Source organism: Thermoplasmatales archaeon (genome assembly GCA_014361245.1).
Lineage (GTDB): Archaea > Thermoplasmatota > E2 > UBA202 > JdFR-43 > JACIWB01.
In genome coordinates this window covers 1-20,585 of the sequence record JACIWB010000025.1, presented here as the reverse complement: position 1 = coordinate 20,585, position 20,585 = coordinate 1, and the positions used below count along the sequence as shown (strand labels likewise).

Here is a 20,585-nt window from a genome sequence, read left to right as displayed (position 1 = left end):
GAAGAAATAAAAACAAACTTGTTCTTCATTCCAAATGGTAACAAATATAAAGAAAATTGGAAAAATTTCGATGTTTTCTGCACAAACATTGAAATTGATGAATCAAATATTCTTAGTCTTGCAGATCTATATAGGAGAAGATGGAACATAGAAAATTTTTATAGAGATGCTCAAGAGAATTTTATGATAAAAACGAAGACAGAGAATCCTATTATAAGGTTTTTCTTTTTCATATTTTCTGCTATCCTTTATAATCTGTGGTACTTTATAAGAGAATTTATTTCTATAATAGCTGAAAAGTGGAAAGATTCTATTCTTGATTTAATAAAGCAAAGAAAAGTTCTATGTAATATTAATTGTGCTAAAAGAATCGATGAAAAAATCATCAAAATTTTTTAATAATTTATCTCGAAAGTTATAGGACTATCTTTCGCTAATATTTTTATAGAGAAGAAATTATTTTTTGATTTTTTGTTTTCAGAACAATTAAATTAAATTGATAAAAAATTTTTTATTTTTTGCAAAAAATCAAAATCTAACACAACATTCGGAAATACTGTATGGAAGAATAATTATCCAGTAAAATACTAAAATTATGAAAAACCAGGAGAAACAACAAAAATTAAAAACAATATGATATACTATTATGGATTTTAGAAATTTCATAGAGAAGCTGGAAAGAGAGAATAAAATTTTAAAAATAAAGAAAGAGGTTAGCACCGAATATGAAATATCCTCAATGATGAGAGTATTTGATGGAAAGCCAGTTTTATTTGAAAATGTTTCTGGATATGATATGAAAGTTGCAGGGAATATATTTAGCACTAGGAAATTGCTTGCTGAATCTCTTGGAATAAATGAAAAAGAATTGCTTAAAAAGATAATTTTTGCTATGGAAAAACCTAAAAAAGCGGAAACTAAAAAAGCGGAGGGATATAAAAGTATAAAAAGTATAGAAGATTTGCCTATATTAAAACACTATCCTCAGGATGGTGGAAAATATATATCATCTGGAGTAATCATTGCTTTTGATAGGGAATATGGATTTAATGCATCATATCATAGAATGATGGTAATTGATGAAAATAAAGTTGTTATGAGAATTTTGCCTAGGGATTTCAATCTATATATAGAGAGGGGTCTTAAAGAATTTGCAATTTGCATTGGAAATCCTGCATCAGTAGCTATTTCCGCAGCAATTTCAATGTCTCCAGATGTAGATGAGCTTGCTATAGCAAACTCACTTTATCCCATAAATTTAATAGAAATTGAGAATCATATTGTCCCGGAAGCGGAAATAATCATGACCGCCGAGTTTACTGGAGAGATGCATGATGAGGGTCCCTTCCTTGATTTAACAGAGACATTTGATATTGTAAGAAAAGAAAGGGTTGCAAGGATAAAGAAGATATATGCAAAAGATGATGCAATTTATCACGCCCTACTGCCTGGGGGGCTGGAGCATAAGGTATTGATGGGGCTGCCAAAGGAGCCGACTATATTTAAGGAAGTGTCAAAGGTATGTGATGTTGTTGATGTTTATATTACGCCTGGCGGATGCTCCTGGCTTCATGGAGTTGTTAGCATAAGGAAAAAAAGTGAAGAAGATGGGAAAAAGGCGATAGAGGCTGCTTTTAGAGGGCATAAATCAATGAAGCATGTTTTTATTGTTGATGAAGATATTGATGTGCATGATTGGAGCCAGGTTGAATGGGCAATGGCAACCCGCTTTCAGGGAAATAAAGATATGATAATAAAATATGAAAAAGGCTCATCGCTTGACCCATCTGCAAATCCAGTTACAAGGGAAACAACCAAAATTGGCTTTGATTTAACAATTCCTTTTGATAAGGATAAAGAAGATTTTAAAAAGCCAGATTTGCCTGTGAAAATAAATCCAGATGACTATCTATAGGCATTTTTATCTGAAATCAAATGCATTAACAAGGCCAGATGTTAATTTAAGGGATTTACCATCAGCTGGAAGAATTGATATAGTTGCAAGATGTGTAAATTCTGCTTTCTGGCTTTCAAATGATATAAGAAGAAATGTTTTTTTCCATACAATTCTACATGGTCCGCCAAATCCTCCTGTTTATATAAGATTTGAAGGAGGAAAATTGAGAAAAGTAAGTCCAGATGAAAGGAGCATAGCAATCTTCACAATAAAGGCAATAGAAAAAGCAAGCGATGAAGAAAAGGAAAGCACACCTGGAATATTTGTCAGCAGAAAAGATTTCAAAAAATTTGTTGATGAAAATAGGGATAAAGAATATTATTTGATGGATGAAAAAGGAGAAGATATCGATAAAATAAATTTTGGAGAAGAGCCATTATTCTTTTTAGGAGATAATAAAGGACTAAATGATGAAGAAAAAGAAATTCTTCATAGATACGGAGCAATAGATGTTTCAATTGGCAAAAAATCCTATTTGAGCAGCCATTGCATCAATGTTATAAACTGGTTTCTTGATAAAATAGAGGAGAGATAAAATTTAACTCAATATCCACTTCCAAAGAGGGATGAAAAAAATTTTCTTATCCTCTAATTTCATTTCATCTTCATAATTCAATGTAATTACAAGTAAATTTTTGCATTTAAGCAATTCTGATGCTTTTATTAAAGCTTTTATTTCTATTTCCTCAATTTCATCCATGCCAGAAGCATAAGTTACTTGAACAATCTGCTTAAATCTTTCTTTATCCAATAAAATAAAATCAACCCCGAGGGCATTTCCAAAGTAATAAATATCTTTATTTGGGCTTGTATCCTGATTTAATTAACTCTTGGAAATCTTTTTATTGAAAAAATGTTCGAATTTAAGGAAATTGCATTTTTTATGAAGAATTCAAGAGCGACCTAACTCTTTTAATGAAATGAGAGGGTAGAAATAAATTTATAACTATTCTTAATACAAACTATGGAGGAAATTTCATTCAACGATTTAAAAAGAGATGTTATTGATGCGGGATTGTGCGCTCTTTGCGGGGGCTGTACTTCTTTTTGCAGGGCTAACAGACTTGTTGCTATAGGAATGAAAGATGGTTTGCCTGATTATATAAATCAGGAAAATTGCCTAAAATGCGGAATATGCTACATGATATGTCCTTTTACAGATGAACTCGATGAAGAGCTGAGGAAAAAATACGGAGATGGCATAGGGAAAATAATAAATGTTTATTCAGCCCGCTCAACTGATGAAAATATCCTAAAAAAATGCTGTGATGGAGGAGTGGCAACCTCTCTACTTAACTACCTGCTTGATGCTGGAATTGTTGATGCGGTTCTTGCGGTTAAAAAAATGAAAGGGGGAAGAAGCATACCATTTCTTGCATCATCTTATAGCGATTTGTTGAGTTGCGCTGGCTCTGTAATTGCCACAGTTCCAAGTCTGGAAGAAGTCAAATATTTCAGCACATATACATCCCTTCTCCCAGAATTAAAAGAGGTTGGTTACGGAGGAATTGAGAGCATAGCAATGACAGGCACACCCTGCCAGACAAAAAGCATAAGGAAAATGCAATCTGTTAATATTTTACCATCTGGAATGGTAAATTTTATAGTTGGCCTATTCTGCATAGAAAACTTTTCCTTTGATGCTGTTTCATTAAGAAAATTTGAAAATATTGCTGGAAGATTAAGCGACATTGAAAAGATAAATATCAAGGAAAAGATGATTGTTGAATTTAGAGATGGGAGGATAAGAGAAATATCCTTAAAAGAATTGAGGGAAGTTGCAAGAAAATCATGTCTTAAATGTGGAATACCTTTCTCTAATATATACGGAGACATATCCTTGGGAGGAATTGGCTCTGAAAAAGGATATACAACTGCTGTTATAAGAAGCAAAGAGGGAAAGAAAATTTTTGATGAAGCAATTGATGAAAACTACATAGAAATTCATCCAGATTGGGATAAAAATCATGAAAAAAAGATATTAAAAATGATAGAGGAATGGACAATTAGAAAGGAAAAGAAGGATTTTCCATGAGCATTAATACTCTCCTTTTCCCTCTTGGACTGCTTCCATCCATTGCTATTTTATACATCATAATAAGAAATTATGAAGGGAAATTCGTTGAAAAAAATATATTTATTTTATTTGTAGTTGGTTTTGTTTTTGGAATATTTATATATTTACTTGAAAGATTTACTTTTTTTATAGAATCTACGCTTAATCTTTTAATTTATTCTTTTCTATTTTCTCTTGTTGAACAGCTTTCAAAATTCATCATTTTAAACCTAAAAAGGTTTTATGACAAGGCAATAACAATTTACGGCGCCAGCTTTGGCCTTGGATTTTCTTCCCTGTTTGCTACATTTTTTGTTATTGAATTGGTTGCGGGAATTGAGATAATTTTTTTTATAATTCTTGTAATTTCTGTTATAATATATCATTGCAATAGTGGTATAACCATATCTCTTGGAATAAGAAGAAGGGAGAAATTAAAATATTTTATAATTTCATTTTTTATGGGTGTGCTTATATGGGTTATTGTGATTATCTTCTCCAGTTATAATCTTGTTTCAATATTATCATTTGCTTTATCAACTTCTATCTTTTTTTTGCTTTATAAAAAATATCTTCCTTTTGAAATGCTAACAAGAAAAGAGATTTTATCTAAAAAATCTTAACCTGTTAGAAAAATATCTCCAGCTCCTTGATTCTGAAAAAGTATAGTAAATCAAAGAGGTTATTCCTATTATAAGAGATATTGAGCCATATATAAATACGCTGGCCATTCCAGCACCCGCAAGTTCATTTACATCGTTAATATAGTAAATTCTCTTGATAAAAAATGCCCAATAAATAGATACAATAAGAGCGGATATTGAAAGTATTGAAAGCAAATACCATATTACTCCCTTTTTCCTATTTCTTTCATAGTAAATAGTTATAGCAGTTATCATTAACCACCATCCTATCCCTATTACTATAATTGTTTTTATTGGAAAAAATATTCCTAGATTTGGATAACCAAAAAGAATTAGGATATAATTTATTATATTCAGAAATATAAAAATTGCAACTGATATCATCGATGAAAATACTGCCCACTCTTCCCATCTTTCCATGTATTACCAATAAATACAGGTTTATAACACTTTTTCAAAATTAATTTTAAAAAGATTTATAAAGAGGATTGTTATTGAAAATTATGAAAAAGATAATAGCGGTTTTGATAATTTCCATGTTTTTAGTGCCAACTTCTCTTGCTAAAAATAGTGTTGATGTTGAGATTTTCAATGCACTAAATGAAAAAGTTAAGGAAATGAAAATTTCCTATGAAGATGCAGAGAAAATTGAGAAAGGGGATTTAAGTGTGCTGGGTATAAAGCATGATTTTGGTTTTTCAAATTATATTGTAAGTGTTGGAGGGGGCAAGGTATTCATACCATTTTCAAGGGAAAGATGTTTTTTTAGACTGCTTTTAAGACCCATTTTATTTCAATATACTAAAGGAATTACAATTACAAAATTCGGTGCAAACTATTTATGGAAAGGAAAAAGCATCGATGACTATGGTTTAATGCTCGGAAATCAACTCGGCATGATGCTCGGCTTTATTGGCTTACATATAAAGATTGCATGGAAATTAAGGGAGGATACTCATATCTTTGTAGGCTCATCAATTCTTTTTGTGGGATATGACAGATTAGGATAATTAATCAATTGCCTTTCTCCCAAATGTCATAAAACCAGTATGCAGAATTCCGCTCGGCTCAGGATGGGTATAGCCACCTATGCTTTTCCACTTCCTCTGGATATTTTCTATTGTTGCATAAATAAGAAATCCATTTTTCCTCATTTCATTCAATGAAGCAATCTGCCCTTCTATATGAGGAGAATATACAACAAGCCAGCCTCCTGGTTTGAGGGCTTTTTTTGCTTTACGAACAATTTCATGAGAATTTTTCATATCAAGAGTAATTAAATCAAGATTTTTTTCTCTGAAATTTTTAATATCATCATTTTTTATTTTCACTATTTTTTCCATCCCGCAAAGCTCTATATTTTTTTTAGCAATTTCATAAAATTCCCTCCTTTTTTCGTAAGTATATACTCTTCCCCTCTTTCCAACAATATTCCCTATAAATATAGCAAGGAAGCCCGAGCCGGAGCCACCGTCGAGGCATCTCCATCCATAAGAAACACCTGTTATTGACAAAATTTGAGATGCATCTTTTGGAAGCACAACCTGCGAGCCGCGCCTGCATTTGCTGAGCAAATCAATTACATTTGGCTTAATTGCAATAAATTCAGTTCTTGAAGCTGTAACGATATCCCCTTCCTTTATATTTCTTGCATCTATTTTTCCATATTTTGTATTATTTATCTTTCCTTTTTCAATCAACAGGCTATCCTCACTATTGATTAGCAATATATATTCTCGCATATTTTTCAGCCTCTTCTATACATTTTGCTATTTCTTCTTTACCTATTTTATAGGGATAATTATATATTTTTTTAACTCTATCATTGTAAAAGGGTCGATTGCAGTTTGGGCAACCGGATGTATAGAAAGCATTTTTTGGTATGCATTCTAAATCAATCGATGATATTTTTTCTCCTTCAAAATAGATTTTTCCCATATTTCTTTCTACAGCAAAAAGAGCAATCTGAATAACCCTGTATCTTTTCAAGCTTACAACAGTTTCATTTCCTTTTGAATAGGGAAATAAAGCAATCTTTATTTTCATTCTTGAAATTTTTCTCATTAAATCAACTGCTTCTTTATCATTTTCCCCCAGCCCTACAATCAGATGGCATGTTGCTTTTCCAAATATTTTTTTTGCAATTTTCAATGATTTCATATATTCATTCCATGCTGGCACATTTTTTTTAAATTTTTTAAAAATTTTCTCATTGAAGCAATCCATGCCAATCCCAACTCTTTCCACACCATTTTCCTTCAAAATAAGCATTTTTTCCTCTCCAACCGCATTCATTGAAACTGAAATTGGCATATCAAATTTATTGAGTTCCTTTAAAAAATATATTAGATCCTCCCAGTATTTTTCTCCATATATTGTTTGAATGCACATTCTTTTTGCTTTCTTCATTTTTTCCTTTAAAAAATTAAAATCATAAGATTGCCAGTACATTCTTCCAAGCCCTCCATTTTTCTGATTGCAATAAAAACAATTTCCTTCACATATTCCATCCATTAAAAAATAAAGGGTTTTTTGAGGGGCATCTATTTTTAATTTCTTTAATCCTAAAAAGCTGGCGGTTGCGGGCGATAATCTAATATTCATCATACCCCCCTTTTCCCACCATCGGAACAAATGCGCATCCTCCCAAATTTTTTTTAACAATCCTATCATTTTTTTTAACGAGCCATAACTCACCATATACCTTGCCAACAGGTATTATCATTCTTCCTTTTTTCGCAAGTTGATCAATCAATTCCTGCCTTATTGAGGGGGCGGAGCATGTGACATATATATGAGTATAAGGAGAATATTCAGGCAAGCCAAGGGAGCCGTCTCTGCAAATTACTTTTATATTTTCCAATCCAAGTTTTTTAAAGTTTTCTCTCGCAGTATCGGCGAGCTCCTTTATTCTTTCAACAGTATATACAATCCCTTTTTTAGCTATTCTCGAAACAACTGCTGCATTGTATCCAGTTCCAGTTCCTATTTCAAGTATTTTGCTATCCTCCTTTAATTTAAGATTTTCAAGTATTATTGCAACCATATGGGGGGCTGATATTGTTTGTCCATATCCAATATATAAGGGTATATCTAAATATGCATCATTTTTTTCATTTTCTGAAACAAAAATTTCTCTTGGTATCTCTTTCATTGCTTCTATAACTTCCTTGCTTTTCAAATAACCTTCTTTTATAAGTTTATTTATTAATTTCTCTTTATCCACAATAAAATATACAGGAATTAAATAAAACTATTTACCTCTCCTACTACCCCATATAATTTTATGAATTTGAAGGGAAAGGCGAGCATCTACCCCATCCTCTAAAATCCATTCAGCAAGTTTTTTACATTTTCCCCATACAGGTTGCATCACTATATTGCACCTTATAATATTACTTTTCATGACTTGCTTTGCAAATTCATAATCTTTCCTGTCCATTATTATAAATTTTAATTCATCTCTATTCCTCAAAATTTTGAGGTTATCTCTCATCATAAATTTTTCAAAACCGCTTGATGGCAATTTATAATCCATTTTTATTAAAACATTTCTTTCCGCTAAATTTCTTATGCTTATTGAACCATTTGTTTCAACACTTACAGAATATCCCAAATCAATTAACCCATCTATCAAATCATAAACTTCGTCTTGGAGAAGTGGCTCACCTCCTGTTATACAAACCCTCCTGCAATCCCACTTCCCGATTTTTCCTAATATTTCCCCCACAGTCATTTCCTCCCCTTCAAAATATGCATATTTTGTATCACACCATTTACACCTCAAATTGCATCCCGCCAGGCGAATAAATATTGTCCGCAAGCCAGCATCGCTTCCTTCGCCCTGTATTGAATAAAAAATTTCATTTACTTTCATATTCAATCGGGTCTTCTATACCAGCTTCCGCAAATCCTTTAAGTCTTATCACACATGAAGGACATTTTCCGCAAGCCTTCTTCCCTCCTCTGTAACAGCTCCAGGTTTTTTCAAAAGGCACACCTAATTCAATTCCTTTTCTAATAATTTCTCCCTTTGTTAGATACAATATAGGAGTTTCTATCTTTATTTCTTTTCCTTCTACTCCTCTTTTTGTTGCCAGTTTTGCCATATTTTGAAAAGCCTTTATATATTCTTTCCTGCAATCGGGATAACCAGAGTAATCAACCGCATTTACTCCTATAAAAATTGCATCTGCATCAATAACCTCTGCATATGCGAGAGCATAGGAAAGAAAAATTGTATTTCTTGCTGGAACATAAGTAGGAGGTATCCCTTCATACTCATCTGATATCTGCACATCATCTGTTAAAGCACTTCCTCCAATCTGCCTTAAATCCGCCTTTATCACCTTATGCTTAGCTCCAAGCCATTTTGCAATTTCTTCCGCACATTTCATTTCTTTTCTATGCCTCTGCCCATAATCAAATGTGATGGTATAAACTTCATATCCTTTGCTCTTCGCAATTGCAGAAGTAACAGCACTGTCAATTCCTCCTGATAGCAGACTAACTACTTTTCCCATTTTGCCCATGCCCCTTGCCCATATCCTTCATCAACTCCAACTTCTATCCTTCTTATATTTTTTTTATCTATTAATTTCAGAAATTCATTCAATATATATGTTGCCAGATTTTCAGCAGATGATGAAAAAATCGGGAGCAGGGCGCAATCCTCCTCTGGAATAACATATCTCCTATCCCTATATCTTATTTCAATTTCCCTTCCCTTCTTTATTTCCAGCATCCCTTCAGAAGAGATTATCACCTTATGATCTATCTTGCCTATGATTTCCCTTATTTTCTCCTTTACAATTCTAAAATCAATTAATATACCAGATGAAACCTCTCCTTCTATAACAACATGCACCGCATAGGTATGCCCATGCAGACGGGAGCAATTTGAATAATCTGGTAAAAAATGAGCGGATGAAAATGTTAAACCGCTTTTCCATCCATCAATACAAATTTTCATAAAATTTTATATTTATTGAATATAAAATATCTTCGCTTCAAATTTTCAATTTTTTAATTCTTTGTTCAGCTGTCGGTGCTGTTAAATTTAGCATTGCATTATCCCCTGCAATGCTACTATGAATCTTTCATGTTCATTATCCATTGTTACCCCTCTACAATAAAAAAATGGGGAGTTTTTGGATAAACTCTGATGGCTCTATCAAATTATAATAGAAAACATAAATGGAAAACCAGAGCTTCACATGTTTTATTTTCCATCTCTTGCTTGGAAAATAGTTATCAAAATGTTCTATCTTTTCAGTATCAGATACCATGCCCTTCCATCTGTTTTGCATTGCACACAATGAGGCTTTTATCTGAGATGCTATTTTCAAATACATCTCTTAGCGACAATCTGCACAGATATAGAAATACGCTGTAAAGTATTATTTCCACTGGAGTTATTTCTCTCATTAACGATACATTTTTCTTTCAATAATTGCATCCCTTTGCATTTTATCATCAAATGCATCTATAGGATGAATATTTTTATCGAAAATTTTGGTTAAGTTAAAAAGCACCTATAAAGCTCAGTAAAGCTTTAATATTTAATTTTTTTATTGCTAATGTGAAAAGAAGCATGGCAGCACTTTATACAAAACTTGCAATTGCTATAGCATTGTTATTTGGAATAATATTTGGACTGCTAACCTTAATTGCTTACATTGCAGGATATGCCCAACCATTGGTAATAGCATTTATAGCACTATTTGTTGTTGTTTTACAGTATCTGATAAGTCCAAAAATTGTAGAATTTTCAATGAAGGTGAGATATGTAAGCGAGCAAGAAATGCCAAAATTGCACGAGATTGTTGAAAGACTAGCGGAAAAAGCATCCATACCGAAACCAAAAGTAGGAATATCGGAAATAGATTTACCAAATGCTTTTGCGTTTGGGAGAAGCAGGAGAGACGGAAGGATATGTGTAACGAGAGGGTTACTTGAAATTTTAAATGATGAAGAAATTGAAGCTGTAATTGGGCATGAAATATCACATATAAAGCATAGAGATATGATCGTAATAACTCTTTTATCAGTTGTTCCCCTAATAAGCTATTATATTTTCTGGAGCACCCTTTACGGTAGGGATAGGAATAAAGCATCTTTAATTTCTGGAATAGCTTTTGGAATTTATTTGATTTCAAATCTAATAGTTTTATGGGTGAGCAGATTAAGAGAATACTATGCAGACTATGGTTCATATAACTTAACTGGAAAATCCTATCCTCTCGCCTCCGCCCTATACAGAATTACTGCCAATACATCACGTATTCCCTCGGTTAAATTGAAAAGTGTAGAGGGTGTAAAAGCATTCTTTGCAACAGATCCCTCAACCGCCAGAAATGATATAAACGATTTAAGAAGCGCTGACTTAAACCTAGATGGTCATTTGGATGAATATGAAATAAAATATTTTTCACAGAGAACCAAAGCAACCCCCTTTGAAAAAATTATGGAGATATTTTCTTCCCATCCAAATGTAGTTGATAGAATAAAGAGGTTAGCCGAGTTATCATGAATAAAAATTTAGTAAAAATGGAAGTATATCCTCATGTATATCATGGCGATAATTACTCTGAAATATTTCTTGTTGATGATGAAACTGTTTTACCAATTTTTGTTAGTCATAACCAGGCGGAGAGTATAATTAATGGTTTGGAGGGGAAAAGATATCATCGTCCCTTCACCCATGATTTATTTATAGAAGTAATAAATTTGCTTGGGGCATCGATAAAAAAAATAGTGATAGATGACCTCGTTAATGGTGTATTCCTTGCAAAGTTGTATATAGAATTTGTAAGAAATGATAAGAGCGAGGAAGTTGTTGTTGATGCTCGTCCAAGTGATTGTATAGCACTTGCGGTAAGAGAGGGATGTGACATATTTGTTGATGAAAAAGTTTTGAAGGAAGCTGGAAAAAATAGAGAGGAAATGGGAATAGAGTATTAAAATGCTGTCAATCGAAGAAGGAGAAAAACTTGTTAGATATGCAAGAGATGTTATAGAAAAGCATGTAAAAGGAAAAAAAATTGATGAACTAGAAAATTTTGAGGAAAACAGAGGTGTTTTTGTTACAATAAATACATATCCAGAGAATGAGCTTCGGGGATGCATCGGCATTCCAGAACCGATAATGCCCTTGAAAAAAGCAATAAAAGAATCTGCCGTCTCCGCCTGCCATGACCCGAGATTTCCCGATTTGATGGAGGACGAACTTGATAGAATTGTTATTGAGGTGACTGTATTGACGAAGCCAAAACTTCTCGAGGTTGAACCAGAGAAATATGCTGAGCATATAAAGATTGGAAGAGATGGTTTGATGGTCGAAAAAGGAATATATCGTGGATTATTGCTACCTCAAGTAGCGGTTGAATATGGATGGGATGTTATTGATTTTTTAAGATATACTTGCATTAAAGCTGGTTTGCCAGAAAATGAATGGAAAAAGAATACTACAAAAGTTTATGTTTTTCAGGGGGAAATATTCAGCGAAGAAAAACCCAAGGGAAAAATAAAGAAAAATGCTTGAGAGATATCATTCCATATTGGAGGGGAAAACAGAAAATAATTATACAAAAAATAAGGATAAACTGGAAAAAATTATAGAGGAGGTGGAAGATATATTCAGAAATTGCCATTTTTGTGAGCATAGATGCTATGTGGATAGAAATAAAAATAAGGGTAAATGTAGGGTAAAAAATTCAAAAATATCATCTCATTTCTTACATTATGGTGAGGAAAGAGTTCTGGTTCCTTCATATACAATATTTTTCTCTGGATGTAATTTTTCCTGTATTTATTGTCAGAATTGGGACATTTCTCAGTTTGAAAATGGTTTATATATTGAGCCAGAAAAAATGGCTGTTTTAATAGAAAAAGCAGAAAAAAGTGGAGCAAAAAATGTTAATTGGGTCGGTGGAGAACCAACTCCTAATCTGCTATACATATTAAAAGTATTGAAAAATTGTAATTCAAATCTTCCGCAAATATGGAATTCAAATATGTATTGCAGTGAAGAAACGATGGATATTTTAAGATACATTATTGATCTATACCTTACAGATTTTAAATATGGGAATAATTCATGTGCAAAAAATTTATCAAAAATAGATAGATATTTTGAGATTGTTACAAGAAATCATGAAATAGCTTACAGGAACGGAGAGATGATAGTGCGTCATCTCATTCTTCCAAATCATATAGATTGCTGTTCGAAGCCAGTAATTGAATGGATCTCTGAAAATATCCCAAATGCAGCAGTTAACATTATGGACCAGTATTATCCAACTTACAAAGCATATGAAAACCATGAAATAAATAGAAGAATAACACGGGCAGAATACAATGAAGTTTATTTATATGCATTAAAAAAGGGAATTATTCTGATTTGAATTTATTACAACCTTTTTCAGCAATTTTTCTTATTCTTTCCTCTCCCTTTATTTTTTTTATAAAATTTGCAACATTTTTTGGAACAAGATTTTCCCATTTTTCTTTTTTGGCAATTTTCTCCCTTATAATTTTACCCTGGTAAATATTTCTTTTAAAAAGGGGTTTTTCGATAACTTCATAGCCCTCTCTTTCAAAAAGTTCCTTTATCAGCTGGTTGTTTGAAATAACTATATCAAAAGATGGCATAATCTCTTCAATATGCTTTGCATAAAGCCCATATCTATTTATATCTGGAGCAGGGACAATATGGTAATTTTTAATTTTATTTTCTTTCATTGCAAGAACAATCATTTCATATCTCTCACTACATGTAAATGGATTTTCAAAAGTGAAACTTTCATATGCGGAACCAATTGCAAAAATTATTTCATATTTTTTTGAATTTTCAGCGAGTTTTGCATGCCCCATATGAAATGGTTGAAACCTGCCAATAATCAAAGCACGCATAAGAAAAATAGAATAGATAAATAATTACTTTTCTGTTTTGAAAAAATTTATTTAAGATTTGCTATATATTTACAATGAGAGTTATTCCTCTTTTTTCTGATTCAATGGGCGTTCGCTCAATGGCAACTATAATTGAAATTAAAGAAAAAAAAGTTTTTATAGATGCTTCCGCCGCCCTCGGGCCGTCTCGATACGGGCTGCCGCCCCATGAGATTGAAATAAATGCCCTTTATGAAGCGAAAAGAAAGATAGGGGACATTGCCAAGGGATGCGACATTTTTGTAATAACCCATTATCACTATGACCATTATGACCCTGAAGAAAGCTTTTATTGTGGAAAAAAAATATATGCTAAAAGGATAGACAGTTTTATCAACAGGAGTCAGCGGGAGAGAGGTAGCTATTTTCATCAGATTTTCAGTGACAAAGCTAAAATAATATACTGCGATGGAAATGAATACAGGGAAGATGAGTTTAAGATAAAATTCTCACCTCCTTTCCCTCATGGTCCAGAAGGAGTAATTGTTGGATATGTAATTATGGTTAGTATTGAAGAAAAGAAAAAAATTCTTTTTGCATCAGATGTGCAAGGACCTGTTTATGAAAAAGCGAAAGAATATATAATAGAGGAAAATCCAGAGATTCTTATAATGGATGGCCCCCCTTCCTATTTTCTTGGATGGAAGTTTTCTATGGAAAATTTGCAGAAAGCGGAGAAAAATTTAATTGAAATAATGGAAAAAACTGATTGCGAGCTTATACTTGATCATCATTTGTTGAGAGATATTGACTACAGGAAAAGAATGAAAATGCTTTATGAGATATATGGAAAAAGAATAAAAACATTTGCCGAATGGAATGGTTTAAAAAATACATTGCTCGAGGCAAGAAGAAAGGAATTATGGGAAAAATATTAAGTAATTAGAGGTATCCTCCTATCTTAAGGCTTGGGTCACCGAACAAAACCCATTCCTGAACTGTTTTGCAGTCAACAAGTTCAATTGTATATGGTCTTTCTCCTACCCAATCTTTGCTCCAGTCAATAGGAAAATGATTGAGATAATCTGCAATCGTATTAGCCCATGTCTCACCAAGCACATCCTTCCCATCCATATAAACTTTGAAGAAATGTGGTTCAAGCCATCCGCCCAAATATTGGATGCAATCAGGCACGCCATCCGGCACGCTGTCTGGAACTTCATCCACCGGCCCATCCCCTATTGTTCCATATCCCAAACCAGTGTTTCCAATAGTTGCTATGCTTCCTCCCCCTGTATTTTTCAGCATTAACTCGCTCCAGCATTGAGGGGTCATTTCTCCTAAATAATAAGCCCATATTCCTTGAGTTAAAAATCTTAAGATACTGCTGTTAAACTGGCTGTTGTGGCATCCACCAACAACTAAAACCGGCAATTTTTCTCCATTACTAAGAGCTCTTATATTTTTCAATCCAAAATCAATCCATGTTTCAAAATCATTATGGGGATGTGTTGCCCAGCTTGCTGGATTTCCGTGACCGCTAAAATAAACAAAGCCTGCTCCTTGAGAAAGAATATTTTCTGCGTTTTCAGGAGTAAATTGTATATCTCCTCCTTCAACATATATTTTTATTTTCTCAAAACCTTCCATAAAACTTAAGGCATGGTCACATTCAACCTGCCCCTCTATATAATCTGTTCCAACCTCTATGTCGGGGAAGGAATCGCCACCTATAACAACCATTCTTTTAAACCATTCTTTTCCAAATGCATTATTCTCATAATTTATTATTTTGTTTATTAGTTGTTTTACTTCCCAGTCATATCTTGCAGGTAATCTTCCAACATATACATCAGGATATAAATCAAGAATATCCTTGTTTTTACTATTCCATTCAGCAAATATTCCATTCCCATTGCTGTCCCAGTCATCAAAAACAATGCTTCCATTTTCATATTTATATAGGTCAGCAAAGTATAAATCGCTCAAATAACCAGTTTCCCAACTTGAATTATCATCAAGATTTGTATATCTAACTGGAACATACCATTCCCAAAATCTCTGTCCTTTCATTCCCCCAAATAGCAGAACATATTTTATTCCCCACTCCTCCTTTGCATTTTTAATGAAATATTTCACTTTTTCAGCATCATCCCTACCATTGCAAGAAAAATATTTTCCGCTGTAAATCTCATCTGTTGAAATAATTATTGTTTTTATTCCTTTGCTTTCTTTGTGTTGCTTCAATTCGGAAATTTCATCCTTCCATTTTTGAGGACAGATGATGAGTAAATCATATTGGTTGATATTTTCATAGTTTCCTTTCTCATATATTATTTTCAATTCAAATTCTCCAGCATATTCAGCAAAATTTAAAGCAGGATGATATTTTATAGGATACAATTCAAAAGTTAAAAATATTTTATCGAGCCCGATACCTATATTAAATATCCCCCATTTATCCGGATAAACATCAAGATAATATTTATTTCTTACATTGCTAAATTCTCTCCCTATTGAGACAGCACCTACTGAGCAAGGTACTTCCTTGTTGAGTGTTATTTTTTCTATTTTTTTAGGAATTATCTCAACATTTTTTATCTCTGTTTTCAAATCAAAAATAAAAGTTTTTGTGAAAATTGGCAGGCAGGGGGAATAAGCATCATTTGTATAACCATTTGCTTCTTTAATTTCAATAAATCCATTCTCTAGTATCTTTGGCTCCGAAAATATTATTTTTTCAGAAATTCTTTTTTCGTTATTAATCCCAGTTACCAACGAGCTGGCTAAAAGAATACATCCAACAAACAGAATTTTCAAATTTTTCATAGGTATAAATGCATTTTTGAGTTTAAATTTTTCTATGAAGCGCGGGGAGCGAGATTTGAACTCGCGCGGTCATACGACCACAGGATTAGCAATCCTGCGCCTTACCAGGCTGGGCCATCCCCGCTTGTAATGAAAATGGGATAAAAATTATAAACTTTTTCTTGGCAACAAGGCCATTTCAACTCCAATTTTTGTAATCTCTCTCCTGTCAATATTTTTTGAAAGATACCATATAACCCCTTTTTTTTCATCTTCCCTATTTTTAAATGGAATTAATTCTTTTAATTCTTTTCCCTCCCTAAGATTTTCAATTAGTTGCAAAGGACACTCAAAAGAGGGACTTTTTCCAATAGTTGTGTAGCCAGTTTTATCAACAATTGCGACATATTGCTCAATAAAATAAAATCCCCCTTCCTCTTTTATGCCTGATTCTATACCAATTCCATAATCATTTTCAATGCATGCTTTTTTTGCTCTATCTATTGCCCCTTCAATTATTTCCTCGTTCCATGGTTGTTTTTTTGTATTTATTGAAATAAAGTCATAAATTATTTTAAATCCTTTAAAAAATTCATTAAAAACTTCCTTTACTGCTTCTATCTTAACTTCATTTTTTGAACCAATGCAAACCCTCAATGGCTTAATTCTCTTTTTACATTTTATTTCGCCAGCTTTTATCCTGCTTGTTGTCACTGGAATTCCATCATCAGCAATAACATAAGGCACTACTATTATTCTGATTTCATTAATTCCTTTTCTTTTTCTTATTTCATTAATTTCCTTGGCCCTTTTCTCGGTTTCTGGGGAAACTATTATTGCATCAAAATTTTCCTCAAGAGTTATGCCATAAATATTTTCAAGAGGCATTATTTTAAATTTCTTTTTCCATTTATTTTCTTTTATAAATTTTTCTATTTCTCTTTTTCTTTCTTCATATTTTCTTGCTTCTTTTCCCATTTCTTTAACAAATTTATCACTTGATATCCCTATATAAATTTCGCTACCTATTTCAAAAGCTTTTGATAGGAGAGAGGCATGACCCTCGTGTATTATATCAAATGTTCCTCCTAAACAGACTTTCATTGTTTATAATTTAATTCTGGTATAAGAAACTTTATTATAAGAAAAACTTATTATTTTTAATGATAAAGGAAATTGTTAGGAAAGATTTTAAATTGATTGAGGAAAATGAAGATATAAGAAAAATATTTGGTTACATATATAGGGAAGGAGAATTTCCAATAGTTACAAAAGATAAAAAAGCGATTGGAATAATAGATGAAAGAAATTTGATAAAAAGTAAAATAATGGGAAATGAGAGAATAAAAAACTTTGTTGTTGGTGTTCCAAAAATAGATGCGACATATTCTGCACAAAAAGCAAAAAGCGTAATGGTCAATAGCGGTGTTGATAAACTGATTGTTACATCAGAAAAAGAAATAATTGGTTATGTAAGACTGATTGATATTCTTAAGATTACTGGTATAGGAAAAACTGCTAAGGAATTAATGAAATATGTGCAACCTGTTGAGGAGAGAAATAAGGTGGGCGAAATAATAAATATTATGAGAAATAGCAATAGAAAATTCATACCAGTTTTATCTGAGAAAAAATTTTCTGGAGTAATAGGTATAAGGGAAATTTTGCCAATTATTTCAACGAAAGAAAAAGCAAAGGATTACCACCCGGAGAAAACATCTCTACTTGAAACATCATTAACAGGATTGGTTAGAGAAGTTCCGATATGCGGGGAAAATGAAGCGGGAGAAGAAATAATAAAAATTATGGAGGAGAGTGAGGTTGTTGCCGTTTGCAGGGGCAAAGAATATCTTGGCTTGATAGAGGAAATTGATTTGCTATGAATACATCATATCATCTTTCTTTTCCTTTTCCTCCTTAAATTTTATTTTCTTCTTTTTTATAAACTTATATTGCCTTCTTCTCCCAACAAATCTTATATCAAATCTTATAAGTCTTATGAATATTTTATCTGGAAGTGGCTCAAGAATAATAATCCCTCTTGATTGCAATTTGTTTAATTCAAAAATCAACTTTTCCTCTGGTATCCCAATTTTTTTACTTAATTCAGCAGCAGTAATTGGATATTTCTCTTGCAAAATTTTGATTATTCTTTCTTCAATAGTCCCTATTTCTATATCCATTTTCTATACCTGTATGAAATATTGCATGCTCCTTCAATCGATACCATACAAGGCCCGAGAGGATGTGATGGATTACATGATTTTCCAAAAAGTGTGCATTCTTCGGGCTTTACTACTCCTCTCAAAACCTCTCCGCATTTACAATTTTTTGGAGTTTTTGCTTCTTTAACATCAGCAAGTAATGCTTCATAAATTTTTTCGGCATCATATTCCTCAAATTTTTTCCTCAATTCCATTTTTGATTTTTTAATTGCTGGAAATCCTCTCCATTCAGCATCTTTTCTGCTAAAAACTTCGTTCATTATTTTTAAAGCATTTTCATTCCCTTCATCCCTCACACATCTCTTATATTCATTTTCAACTTCATATCTCCCTTCTTCCACCTGCTTAGCGAGCATATAAACTGCAAGAAGCACATCAAGTGGCTCAAAACCAGCAATCACATGAGGTATGCGATATTTTCTGGCAATTTTTTCATAGGGTTTTACCCCTATTATAGTAGATACATGCCCAGGACATATTATACCATCGAGCCCTATCTCCCCCATCCCAAGCACTGCATCAAGGGCTGGTGGAATAAAGCGGTGGCAACTTAGAATAGAGAAATTTTTTGGTTCTCTCATCAATGAAATGGCTGTTGAGGGTGCGGTTGTTTCAAACCCAACTGCAATAAAAACAGTTTCTCTTTCTTTTGCTATCTCAATTGCATCTGTTATGCTATATACAACTCTTACATCTGCTCCTTCGCTTCTTACTTTTTCGAGTGTTTTGCTTGCTGGCACTCTTAACATATCTCCAAATGTTGCTATTGTTATTCCCTTTTCAGCAAGCTTTATTCCCTTCTCTATTTCAAGAGGTGTTGTAACACAAACTGGGCAGCCGGGTCCCTGAACTATTTCAACCCCACTTTCTGCAAGCAGGGTATCAAGACCATATCTTAAAATTGTATCCTGGTGTGTCCCACATACATGCATTATCTTTAATCCATTCCCTATTTTTTTTATTTCCTTAATTATTGCATCTGCAAAATTTTTATTGCGAAGTTTGAAAATCATATATCGACCTCCATACTCCTTATTCTGCATTCTCTTCCTTCCAAAATTTTTGCTTTATTTCCACAAATGGGGCAACTTATAATTGGGAAAATAATGTGAAATTCATCTTTTTCTCCATATCTTATTTCCCCTTCATAACCACATTTGCAACTAATTTTTGCCTTTATTCTTTTAATATCAAGCTCTGCGTCTTCAGCAATTGTCCCTTCCTTCAAAAGATTAAAGGCAAATTTCATCTGTTCATCAGCAAGGAAAGTTAGCTCACCTACTTCAAGATAAATTTTAATAACTTTTTTAGCCCCTATTTTTTTTGCTTCTTCAATGATTAAGCCCATTATATTTTGCATTGTAGAAAATTCATGCATTTTTCAAAATCTCCTCGAAAATTTTCACCGTTTCACTTGCTTCTTTTTCATCTATAATCTGGATTGCAAAACCCGCATGAACAATTACATAATCTCCTTTCTTTGCATTTACAAGTGAAATATCTATTTCTCTTTTTACTCCCCCATAATCCACAATCGCTTTATTTCCCTTTTTTTCAATTATTTTAGCTGGAATTGCAAGGCACATCGCTTTAAAATCGAAGGCAATATAAATTATTTTCCTAAACTATTGAAGTATTATAGTAAAAATATTTCCTCCAAACCTGATAATATTTTTAATGAAAATTATTAAAATAATGTGGCAGCAAAAGAGAAGGTGGTTTTTGATGTAACTGAAGAAAATGCCAATTTTCATCTATTTTTGAATAAGATTAATTTTTTAAAGATATATAAAAAATTAAAAAATTTGACTATTTATTTTACAAGTCTGATACTAGGGGTTGTCGAACAAATCAATTACATTTAACATATTCATAAAGAAAATTATAGGGATAAAAAATAGTCATATATGTCTGGAGGTTATGGCAAATTGCCATTCCAATTACATGTTTCCTTCTCATATCTTCTTTTTTAAATCTGGAAAATAGTAATCTTTTTGTTTCTA

The 20,585-nt window shown here is 32.5% G+C and carries 28 protein-coding genes and 1 tRNA gene; 12 read left to right on the top strand and 17 right to left on the bottom strand.

The features are described 5' to 3' along the window. The first annotated feature begins 18 nt into the window (after positions 1–18). From H5T45_05050 to trmY, 3 genes are all read left to right on the top strand, one after another. Complete coding sequence (locus H5T45_05050; GenBank protein MBC7129080.1) at positions 19–399, top strand: transposase; 381 nt, start codon at positions 19–21, stop codon at positions 397–399. Positions 400–646: 247 nt separating this feature from the next. Beyond that, positions 647–1,915 carry a UbiD family decarboxylase gene (locus H5T45_05045; GenBank protein MBC7129079.1) on the top strand — a complete coding sequence of 423 codons (1,269 nt, stop codon included), beginning with the start codon at positions 647–649 and terminating at the stop codon, positions 1,913–1,915. Further along, entirely contained in the window at positions 1,902–2,492 is a 591-nt protein-coding gene (gene trmY, locus H5T45_05040; protein MBC7129078.1) for a tRNA (pseudouridine(54)-N(1))-methyltransferase TrmY, read from the top strand. The genes H5T45_05045 and trmY overlap by 14 nt, the downstream gene beginning before the upstream one ends. A gap of 3 nt (positions 2,493–2,495) precedes the next feature. Here trmY and H5T45_05035 read toward each other — a convergent pair whose 3' ends face one another. After that, complete coding sequence (locus tag H5T45_05035; GenBank protein ID MBC7129077.1) at positions 2,496–2,708, bottom strand: hypothetical protein; 213 nt, start codon at positions 2,706–2,708, stop codon at positions 2,496–2,498. A 213-nt stretch (positions 2,709–2,921) separates the two neighbouring features. Here H5T45_05035 and H5T45_05030 point away from each other — a divergent pair, with 213 nt between their 5' ends. Together H5T45_05030 and H5T45_05025 are read left to right on the top strand one after the other, a co-directional pair. Further along, the gene (locus H5T45_05030; protein MBC7129076.1) at positions 2,922–3,992 is read left to right on the top strand and encodes a Coenzyme F420 hydrogenase/dehydrogenase, beta subunit C-terminal domain; all 1,071 of its coding nucleotides are present in this window, start codon (positions 2,922–2,924) and stop codon (positions 3,990–3,992) included. Further along, on the top strand, positions 3,989–4,636 hold the full coding sequence (locus H5T45_05025) for a hypothetical protein (GenBank protein MBC7129075.1): 648 nt from the start codon (positions 3,989–3,991) through the stop codon (positions 4,634–4,636). Before H5T45_05030 ends, H5T45_05025 begins: the two co-directional genes overlap by 4 nt. Here H5T45_05025 and H5T45_05020 read toward each other — a convergent pair. Continuing rightward, positions 4,619–5,077 carry a hypothetical protein gene (locus H5T45_05020; protein MBC7129074.1) on the bottom strand — a complete coding sequence of 153 codons (459 nt, stop codon included), beginning with the start codon at positions 5,075–5,077 and terminating at the stop codon, positions 4,619–4,621. The two genes, H5T45_05025 and H5T45_05020, sit on opposite strands and share 18 nt — an antisense overlap. Positions 5,078–5,160: 83 nt before the next feature. Here H5T45_05020 and H5T45_05015 point away from each other — a divergent pair, with 83 nt between their 5' ends. Next, positions 5,161–5,667: a hypothetical protein gene (locus H5T45_05015; GenBank protein MBC7129073.1), complete on the top strand. Its 507-nt coding sequence runs from the start codon at positions 5,161–5,163 to the stop codon at positions 5,665–5,667. Here H5T45_05015 and H5T45_05010 read toward each other — a convergent pair whose 3' ends face one another. The 7 genes from H5T45_05010 to H5T45_04980 form a co-directional block, all read right to left on the bottom strand. Beyond that, complete coding sequence (locus H5T45_05010; protein ID MBC7129072.1) at positions 5,668–6,399, bottom strand: methyltransferase domain-containing protein; 732 nt, start codon at positions 6,397–6,399, stop codon at positions 5,668–5,670. It abuts the gene before it with no gap. Then, positions 6,371–7,261: a radical SAM protein gene (locus H5T45_05005; GenBank protein MBC7129071.1), complete on the bottom strand. Its 891-nt coding sequence runs from the start codon at positions 7,259–7,261 to the stop codon at positions 6,371–6,373. Before H5T45_05005 ends, H5T45_05010 begins: the two co-directional genes overlap by 29 nt. Next, positions 7,251–7,883, bottom strand: coding sequence for a protein-L-isoaspartate(D-aspartate) O-methyltransferase (locus tag H5T45_05000; protein MBC7129070.1), 633 nt, complete (start codon positions 7,881–7,883; stop codon positions 7,251–7,253). Before H5T45_05000 ends, H5T45_05005 begins: the two co-directional genes overlap by 11 nt. Before the next feature lie 27 nt (positions 7,884–7,910). After that, positions 7,911–8,534 carry a radical SAM protein gene (locus H5T45_04995; GenBank protein ID MBC7129069.1) on the bottom strand — a complete coding sequence of 208 codons (624 nt, stop codon included), beginning with the start codon at positions 8,532–8,534 and terminating at the stop codon, positions 7,911–7,913. After that, complete coding sequence (gene queC, locus H5T45_04990) at positions 8,521–9,180, bottom strand: 7-cyano-7-deazaguanine synthase QueC (GenBank protein MBC7129068.1); 660 nt, start codon at positions 9,178–9,180, stop codon at positions 8,521–8,523. Before queC ends, H5T45_04995 begins: the two co-directional genes overlap by 14 nt. Continuing rightward, positions 9,168–9,629: a 6-carboxytetrahydropterin synthase gene (locus tag H5T45_04985; protein ID MBC7129067.1), complete on the bottom strand. Its 462-nt coding sequence runs from the start codon at positions 9,627–9,629 to the stop codon at positions 9,168–9,170. Before H5T45_04985 ends, queC begins: the two co-directional genes overlap by 13 nt. A gap of 305 nt (positions 9,630–9,934) precedes the next feature. Then, the gene (locus H5T45_04980) at positions 9,935–10,084 is read right to left on the bottom strand and encodes a hypothetical protein (GenBank protein MBC7129066.1); all 150 of its coding nucleotides are present in this window, start codon (positions 10,082–10,084) and stop codon (positions 9,935–9,937) included. A gap of 166 nt (positions 10,085–10,250) precedes the next feature. Here H5T45_04980 and H5T45_04975 point away from each other — a divergent pair, with 166 nt between their 5' ends. From H5T45_04975 to H5T45_04960, 4 genes are read left to right on the top strand one after another with little or no spacing between them, the layout of a single operon-like run. Further along, a complete protein-coding gene (locus H5T45_04975) occupies positions 10,251–11,189 on the top strand; it encodes a M48 family metalloprotease (GenBank protein MBC7129065.1) in 939 nt (312 codons plus the stop codon). Further along, on the top strand, positions 11,186–11,620 hold the full coding sequence (locus tag H5T45_04970; GenBank protein ID MBC7129064.1) for a bifunctional nuclease family protein: 435 nt from the start codon (positions 11,186–11,188) through the stop codon (positions 11,618–11,620). The genes H5T45_04975 and H5T45_04970 overlap by 4 nt, the downstream gene beginning before the upstream one ends. Further along, positions 11,616–12,200 (top strand): TIGR00296 family protein, encoded by a 585-nt coding sequence (locus H5T45_04965; GenBank protein MBC7129063.1) that lies wholly within the window; start codon positions 11,616–11,618, stop codon positions 12,198–12,200. The genes H5T45_04970 and H5T45_04965 overlap by 5 nt, the downstream gene beginning before the upstream one ends. Next, positions 12,193–13,062 (top strand): 4Fe-4S cluster-binding domain-containing protein, encoded by an 870-nt coding sequence (locus H5T45_04960; protein MBC7129062.1) that lies wholly within the window; start codon positions 12,193–12,195, stop codon positions 13,060–13,062. The genes H5T45_04965 and H5T45_04960 overlap by 8 nt, the downstream gene beginning before the upstream one ends. On the opposite strand, the gene H5T45_04955 is transcribed toward H5T45_04960, so the two are convergent. Further along, positions 13,049–13,570, bottom strand: a complete 522-nt coding sequence (locus tag H5T45_04955; protein MBC7129061.1) for a nicotinamide-nucleotide adenylyltransferase — start codon at positions 13,568–13,570, stop codon at positions 13,049–13,051. The two genes, H5T45_04960 and H5T45_04955, sit on opposite strands and share 14 nt — an antisense overlap. A 74-nt stretch (positions 13,571–13,644) precedes the next feature. Here H5T45_04955 and H5T45_04950 point away from each other — a divergent pair, with 74 nt between their 5' ends. Continuing rightward, on the top strand, positions 13,645–14,487 hold the full coding sequence (locus H5T45_04950) for an MBL fold metallo-hydrolase (GenBank protein ID MBC7129060.1): 843 nt from the start codon (positions 13,645–13,647) through the stop codon (positions 14,485–14,487). A gap of 4 nt (positions 14,488–14,491) precedes the next feature. Here the strand turns inward: H5T45_04950 and H5T45_04945 are convergent, their stop codons facing one another. The 3 genes from H5T45_04945 to H5T45_04935 form a co-directional block, all read right to left on the bottom strand. Then, positions 14,492–16,378, bottom strand: a complete 1,887-nt coding sequence (locus H5T45_04945) for a peptidase C25 (protein MBC7129059.1) — start codon at positions 16,376–16,378, stop codon at positions 14,492–14,494. A 40-nt stretch (positions 16,379–16,418) separates the two neighbouring features. Next, positions 16,419–16,502, bottom strand: a tRNA-Ser gene (locus H5T45_04940). A gap of 23 nt (positions 16,503–16,525) precedes the next feature. Beyond that, complete coding sequence (locus H5T45_04935) at positions 16,526–17,461, bottom strand: pantetheine-phosphate adenylyltransferase (protein ID MBC7129058.1); 936 nt, start codon at positions 17,459–17,461, stop codon at positions 16,526–16,528. 59 nt (positions 17,462–17,520) lie between these two features. Here H5T45_04935 and H5T45_04930 point away from each other — a divergent pair, with 59 nt between their 5' ends. Then, positions 17,521–18,240 carry a CBS domain-containing protein gene (locus H5T45_04930; protein MBC7129057.1) on the top strand — a complete coding sequence of 240 codons (720 nt, stop codon included), beginning with the start codon at positions 17,521–17,523 and terminating at the stop codon, positions 18,238–18,240. On the opposite strand, the gene H5T45_04925 is transcribed toward H5T45_04930, so the two are convergent. Genes H5T45_04925 through H5T45_04910 form a run of 4 tightly spaced genes read right to left on the bottom strand, consistent with a single transcriptional unit; the run spans position 18,235 to position 20,168 of the window. Further along, a complete protein-coding gene (locus H5T45_04925; protein ID MBC7129056.1) occupies positions 18,235–18,540 on the bottom strand; it encodes a winged helix-turn-helix transcriptional regulator in 306 nt (101 codons plus the stop codon). The two genes, H5T45_04930 and H5T45_04925, sit on opposite strands and share 6 nt — an antisense overlap. After that, positions 18,531–19,595 carry a hydrogenase formation protein HypD gene (hypD, locus tag H5T45_04920; GenBank protein MBC7129055.1) on the bottom strand — a complete coding sequence of 355 codons (1,065 nt, stop codon included), beginning with the start codon at positions 19,593–19,595 and terminating at the stop codon, positions 18,531–18,533. The genes H5T45_04925 and hypD overlap by 10 nt, the downstream gene beginning before the upstream one ends. Beyond that, on the bottom strand, positions 19,592–19,942 hold the full coding sequence (locus H5T45_04915; protein MBC7129054.1) for a hydrogenase maturation nickel metallochaperone HypA: 351 nt from the start codon (positions 19,940–19,942) through the stop codon (positions 19,592–19,594). The genes hypD and H5T45_04915 overlap by 4 nt, the downstream gene beginning before the upstream one ends. A 10-nt stretch (positions 19,943–19,952) precedes the next feature. After that, positions 19,953–20,168 carry a HypC/HybG/HupF family hydrogenase formation chaperone gene (locus H5T45_04910; protein MBC7129053.1) on the bottom strand — a complete coding sequence of 72 codons (216 nt, stop codon included), beginning with the start codon at positions 20,166–20,168 and terminating at the stop codon, positions 19,953–19,955. Positions 20,169–20,585 lie beyond the last annotated feature (417 nt).

Coding starts and splice junctions, on each gene's coding strand:
- H5T45_05045 (MBC7129079.1), top strand. CDS start 647: ATGGATTTTAGAAATTTCATAGAGAAGCTGGAAAGAGAGAATAAAATT.
- trmY (MBC7129078.1), top strand. CDS start 1,902: ATGACTATCTATAGGCATTTTTATCTGAAATCAAATGCATTAACAAGG.
- H5T45_05030 (MBC7129076.1), top strand. CDS start 2,922: ATGGAGGAAATTTCATTCAACGATTTAAAAAGAGATGTTATTGATGCG.
- H5T45_05025 (MBC7129075.1), top strand. CDS start 3,989: ATGAGCATTAATACTCTCCTTTTCCCTCTTGGACTGCTTCCATCCATT.
- H5T45_05020 (MBC7129074.1), bottom strand. CDS start 5,077: ATGGAAAGATGGGAAGAGTGGGCAGTATTTTCATCGATGATATCAGTT.
- H5T45_05015 (MBC7129073.1), top strand. CDS start 5,161: ATGAAAAAGATAATAGCGGTTTTGATAATTTCCATGTTTTTAGTGCCA.
- H5T45_05010 (MBC7129072.1), bottom strand. CDS start 6,399: ATGCGAGAATATATATTGCTAATCAATAGTGAGGATAGCCTGTTGATT.
- H5T45_05005 (MBC7129071.1), bottom strand. CDS start 7,261: ATGAATATTAGATTATCGCCCGCAACCGCCAGCTTTTTAGGATTAAAG.
- H5T45_04995 (MBC7129069.1), bottom strand. CDS start 8,534: ATGAAAGTAAATGAAATTTTTTATTCAATACAGGGCGAAGGAAGCGAT.
- queC (MBC7129068.1), bottom strand. CDS start 9,180: ATGGGAAAAGTAGTTAGTCTGCTATCAGGAGGAATTGACAGTGCTGTT.
- H5T45_04985 (MBC7129067.1), bottom strand. CDS start 9,629: ATGAAAATTTGTATTGATGGATGGAAAAGCGGTTTAACATTTTCATCC.
- H5T45_04980 (MBC7129066.1), bottom strand. CDS start 10,084: ATGAGAGAAATAACTCCAGTGGAAATAATACTTTACAGCGTATTTCTA.
- H5T45_04975 (MBC7129065.1), top strand. CDS start 10,251: ATGGCAGCACTTTATACAAAACTTGCAATTGCTATAGCATTGTTATTT.
- H5T45_04970 (MBC7129064.1), top strand. CDS start 11,186: ATGAATAAAAATTTAGTAAAAATGGAAGTATATCCTCATGTATATCAT.
- H5T45_04960 (MBC7129062.1), top strand. CDS start 12,193: ATGCTTGAGAGATATCATTCCATATTGGAGGGGAAAACAGAAAATAAT.
- H5T45_04955 (MBC7129061.1), bottom strand. CDS start 13,570: ATGCGTGCTTTGATTATTGGCAGGTTTCAACCATTTCATATGGGGCAT.
- H5T45_04950 (MBC7129060.1), top strand. CDS start 13,645: ATGAGAGTTATTCCTCTTTTTTCTGATTCAATGGGCGTTCGCTCAATG.
- H5T45_04945 (MBC7129059.1), bottom strand. CDS start 16,378: ATGAAAAATTTGAAAATTCTGTTTGTTGGATGTATTCTTTTAGCCAGC.
- H5T45_04935 (MBC7129058.1), bottom strand. CDS start 17,461: ATGAAAGTCTGTTTAGGAGGAACATTTGATATAATACACGAGGGTCAT.
- H5T45_04930 (MBC7129057.1), top strand. CDS start 17,521: ATGATAAAGGAAATTGTTAGGAAAGATTTTAAATTGATTGAGGAAAAT.
- H5T45_04925 (MBC7129056.1), bottom strand. CDS start 18,540: ATGGATATAGAAATAGGGACTATTGAAGAAAGAATAATCAAAATTTTG.
- hypD (MBC7129055.1), bottom strand. CDS start 19,595: ATGATTTTCAAACTTCGCAATAAAAATTTTGCAGATGCAATAATTAAG.
- H5T45_04915 (MBC7129054.1), bottom strand. CDS start 19,942: ATGCAAAATATAATGGGCTTAATCATTGAAGAAGCAAAAAAAATAGGG.
- H5T45_04910 (MBC7129053.1), bottom strand. CDS start 20,168: ATGTGCCTTGCAATTCCAGCTAAAATAATTGAAAAAAAGGGAAATAAA.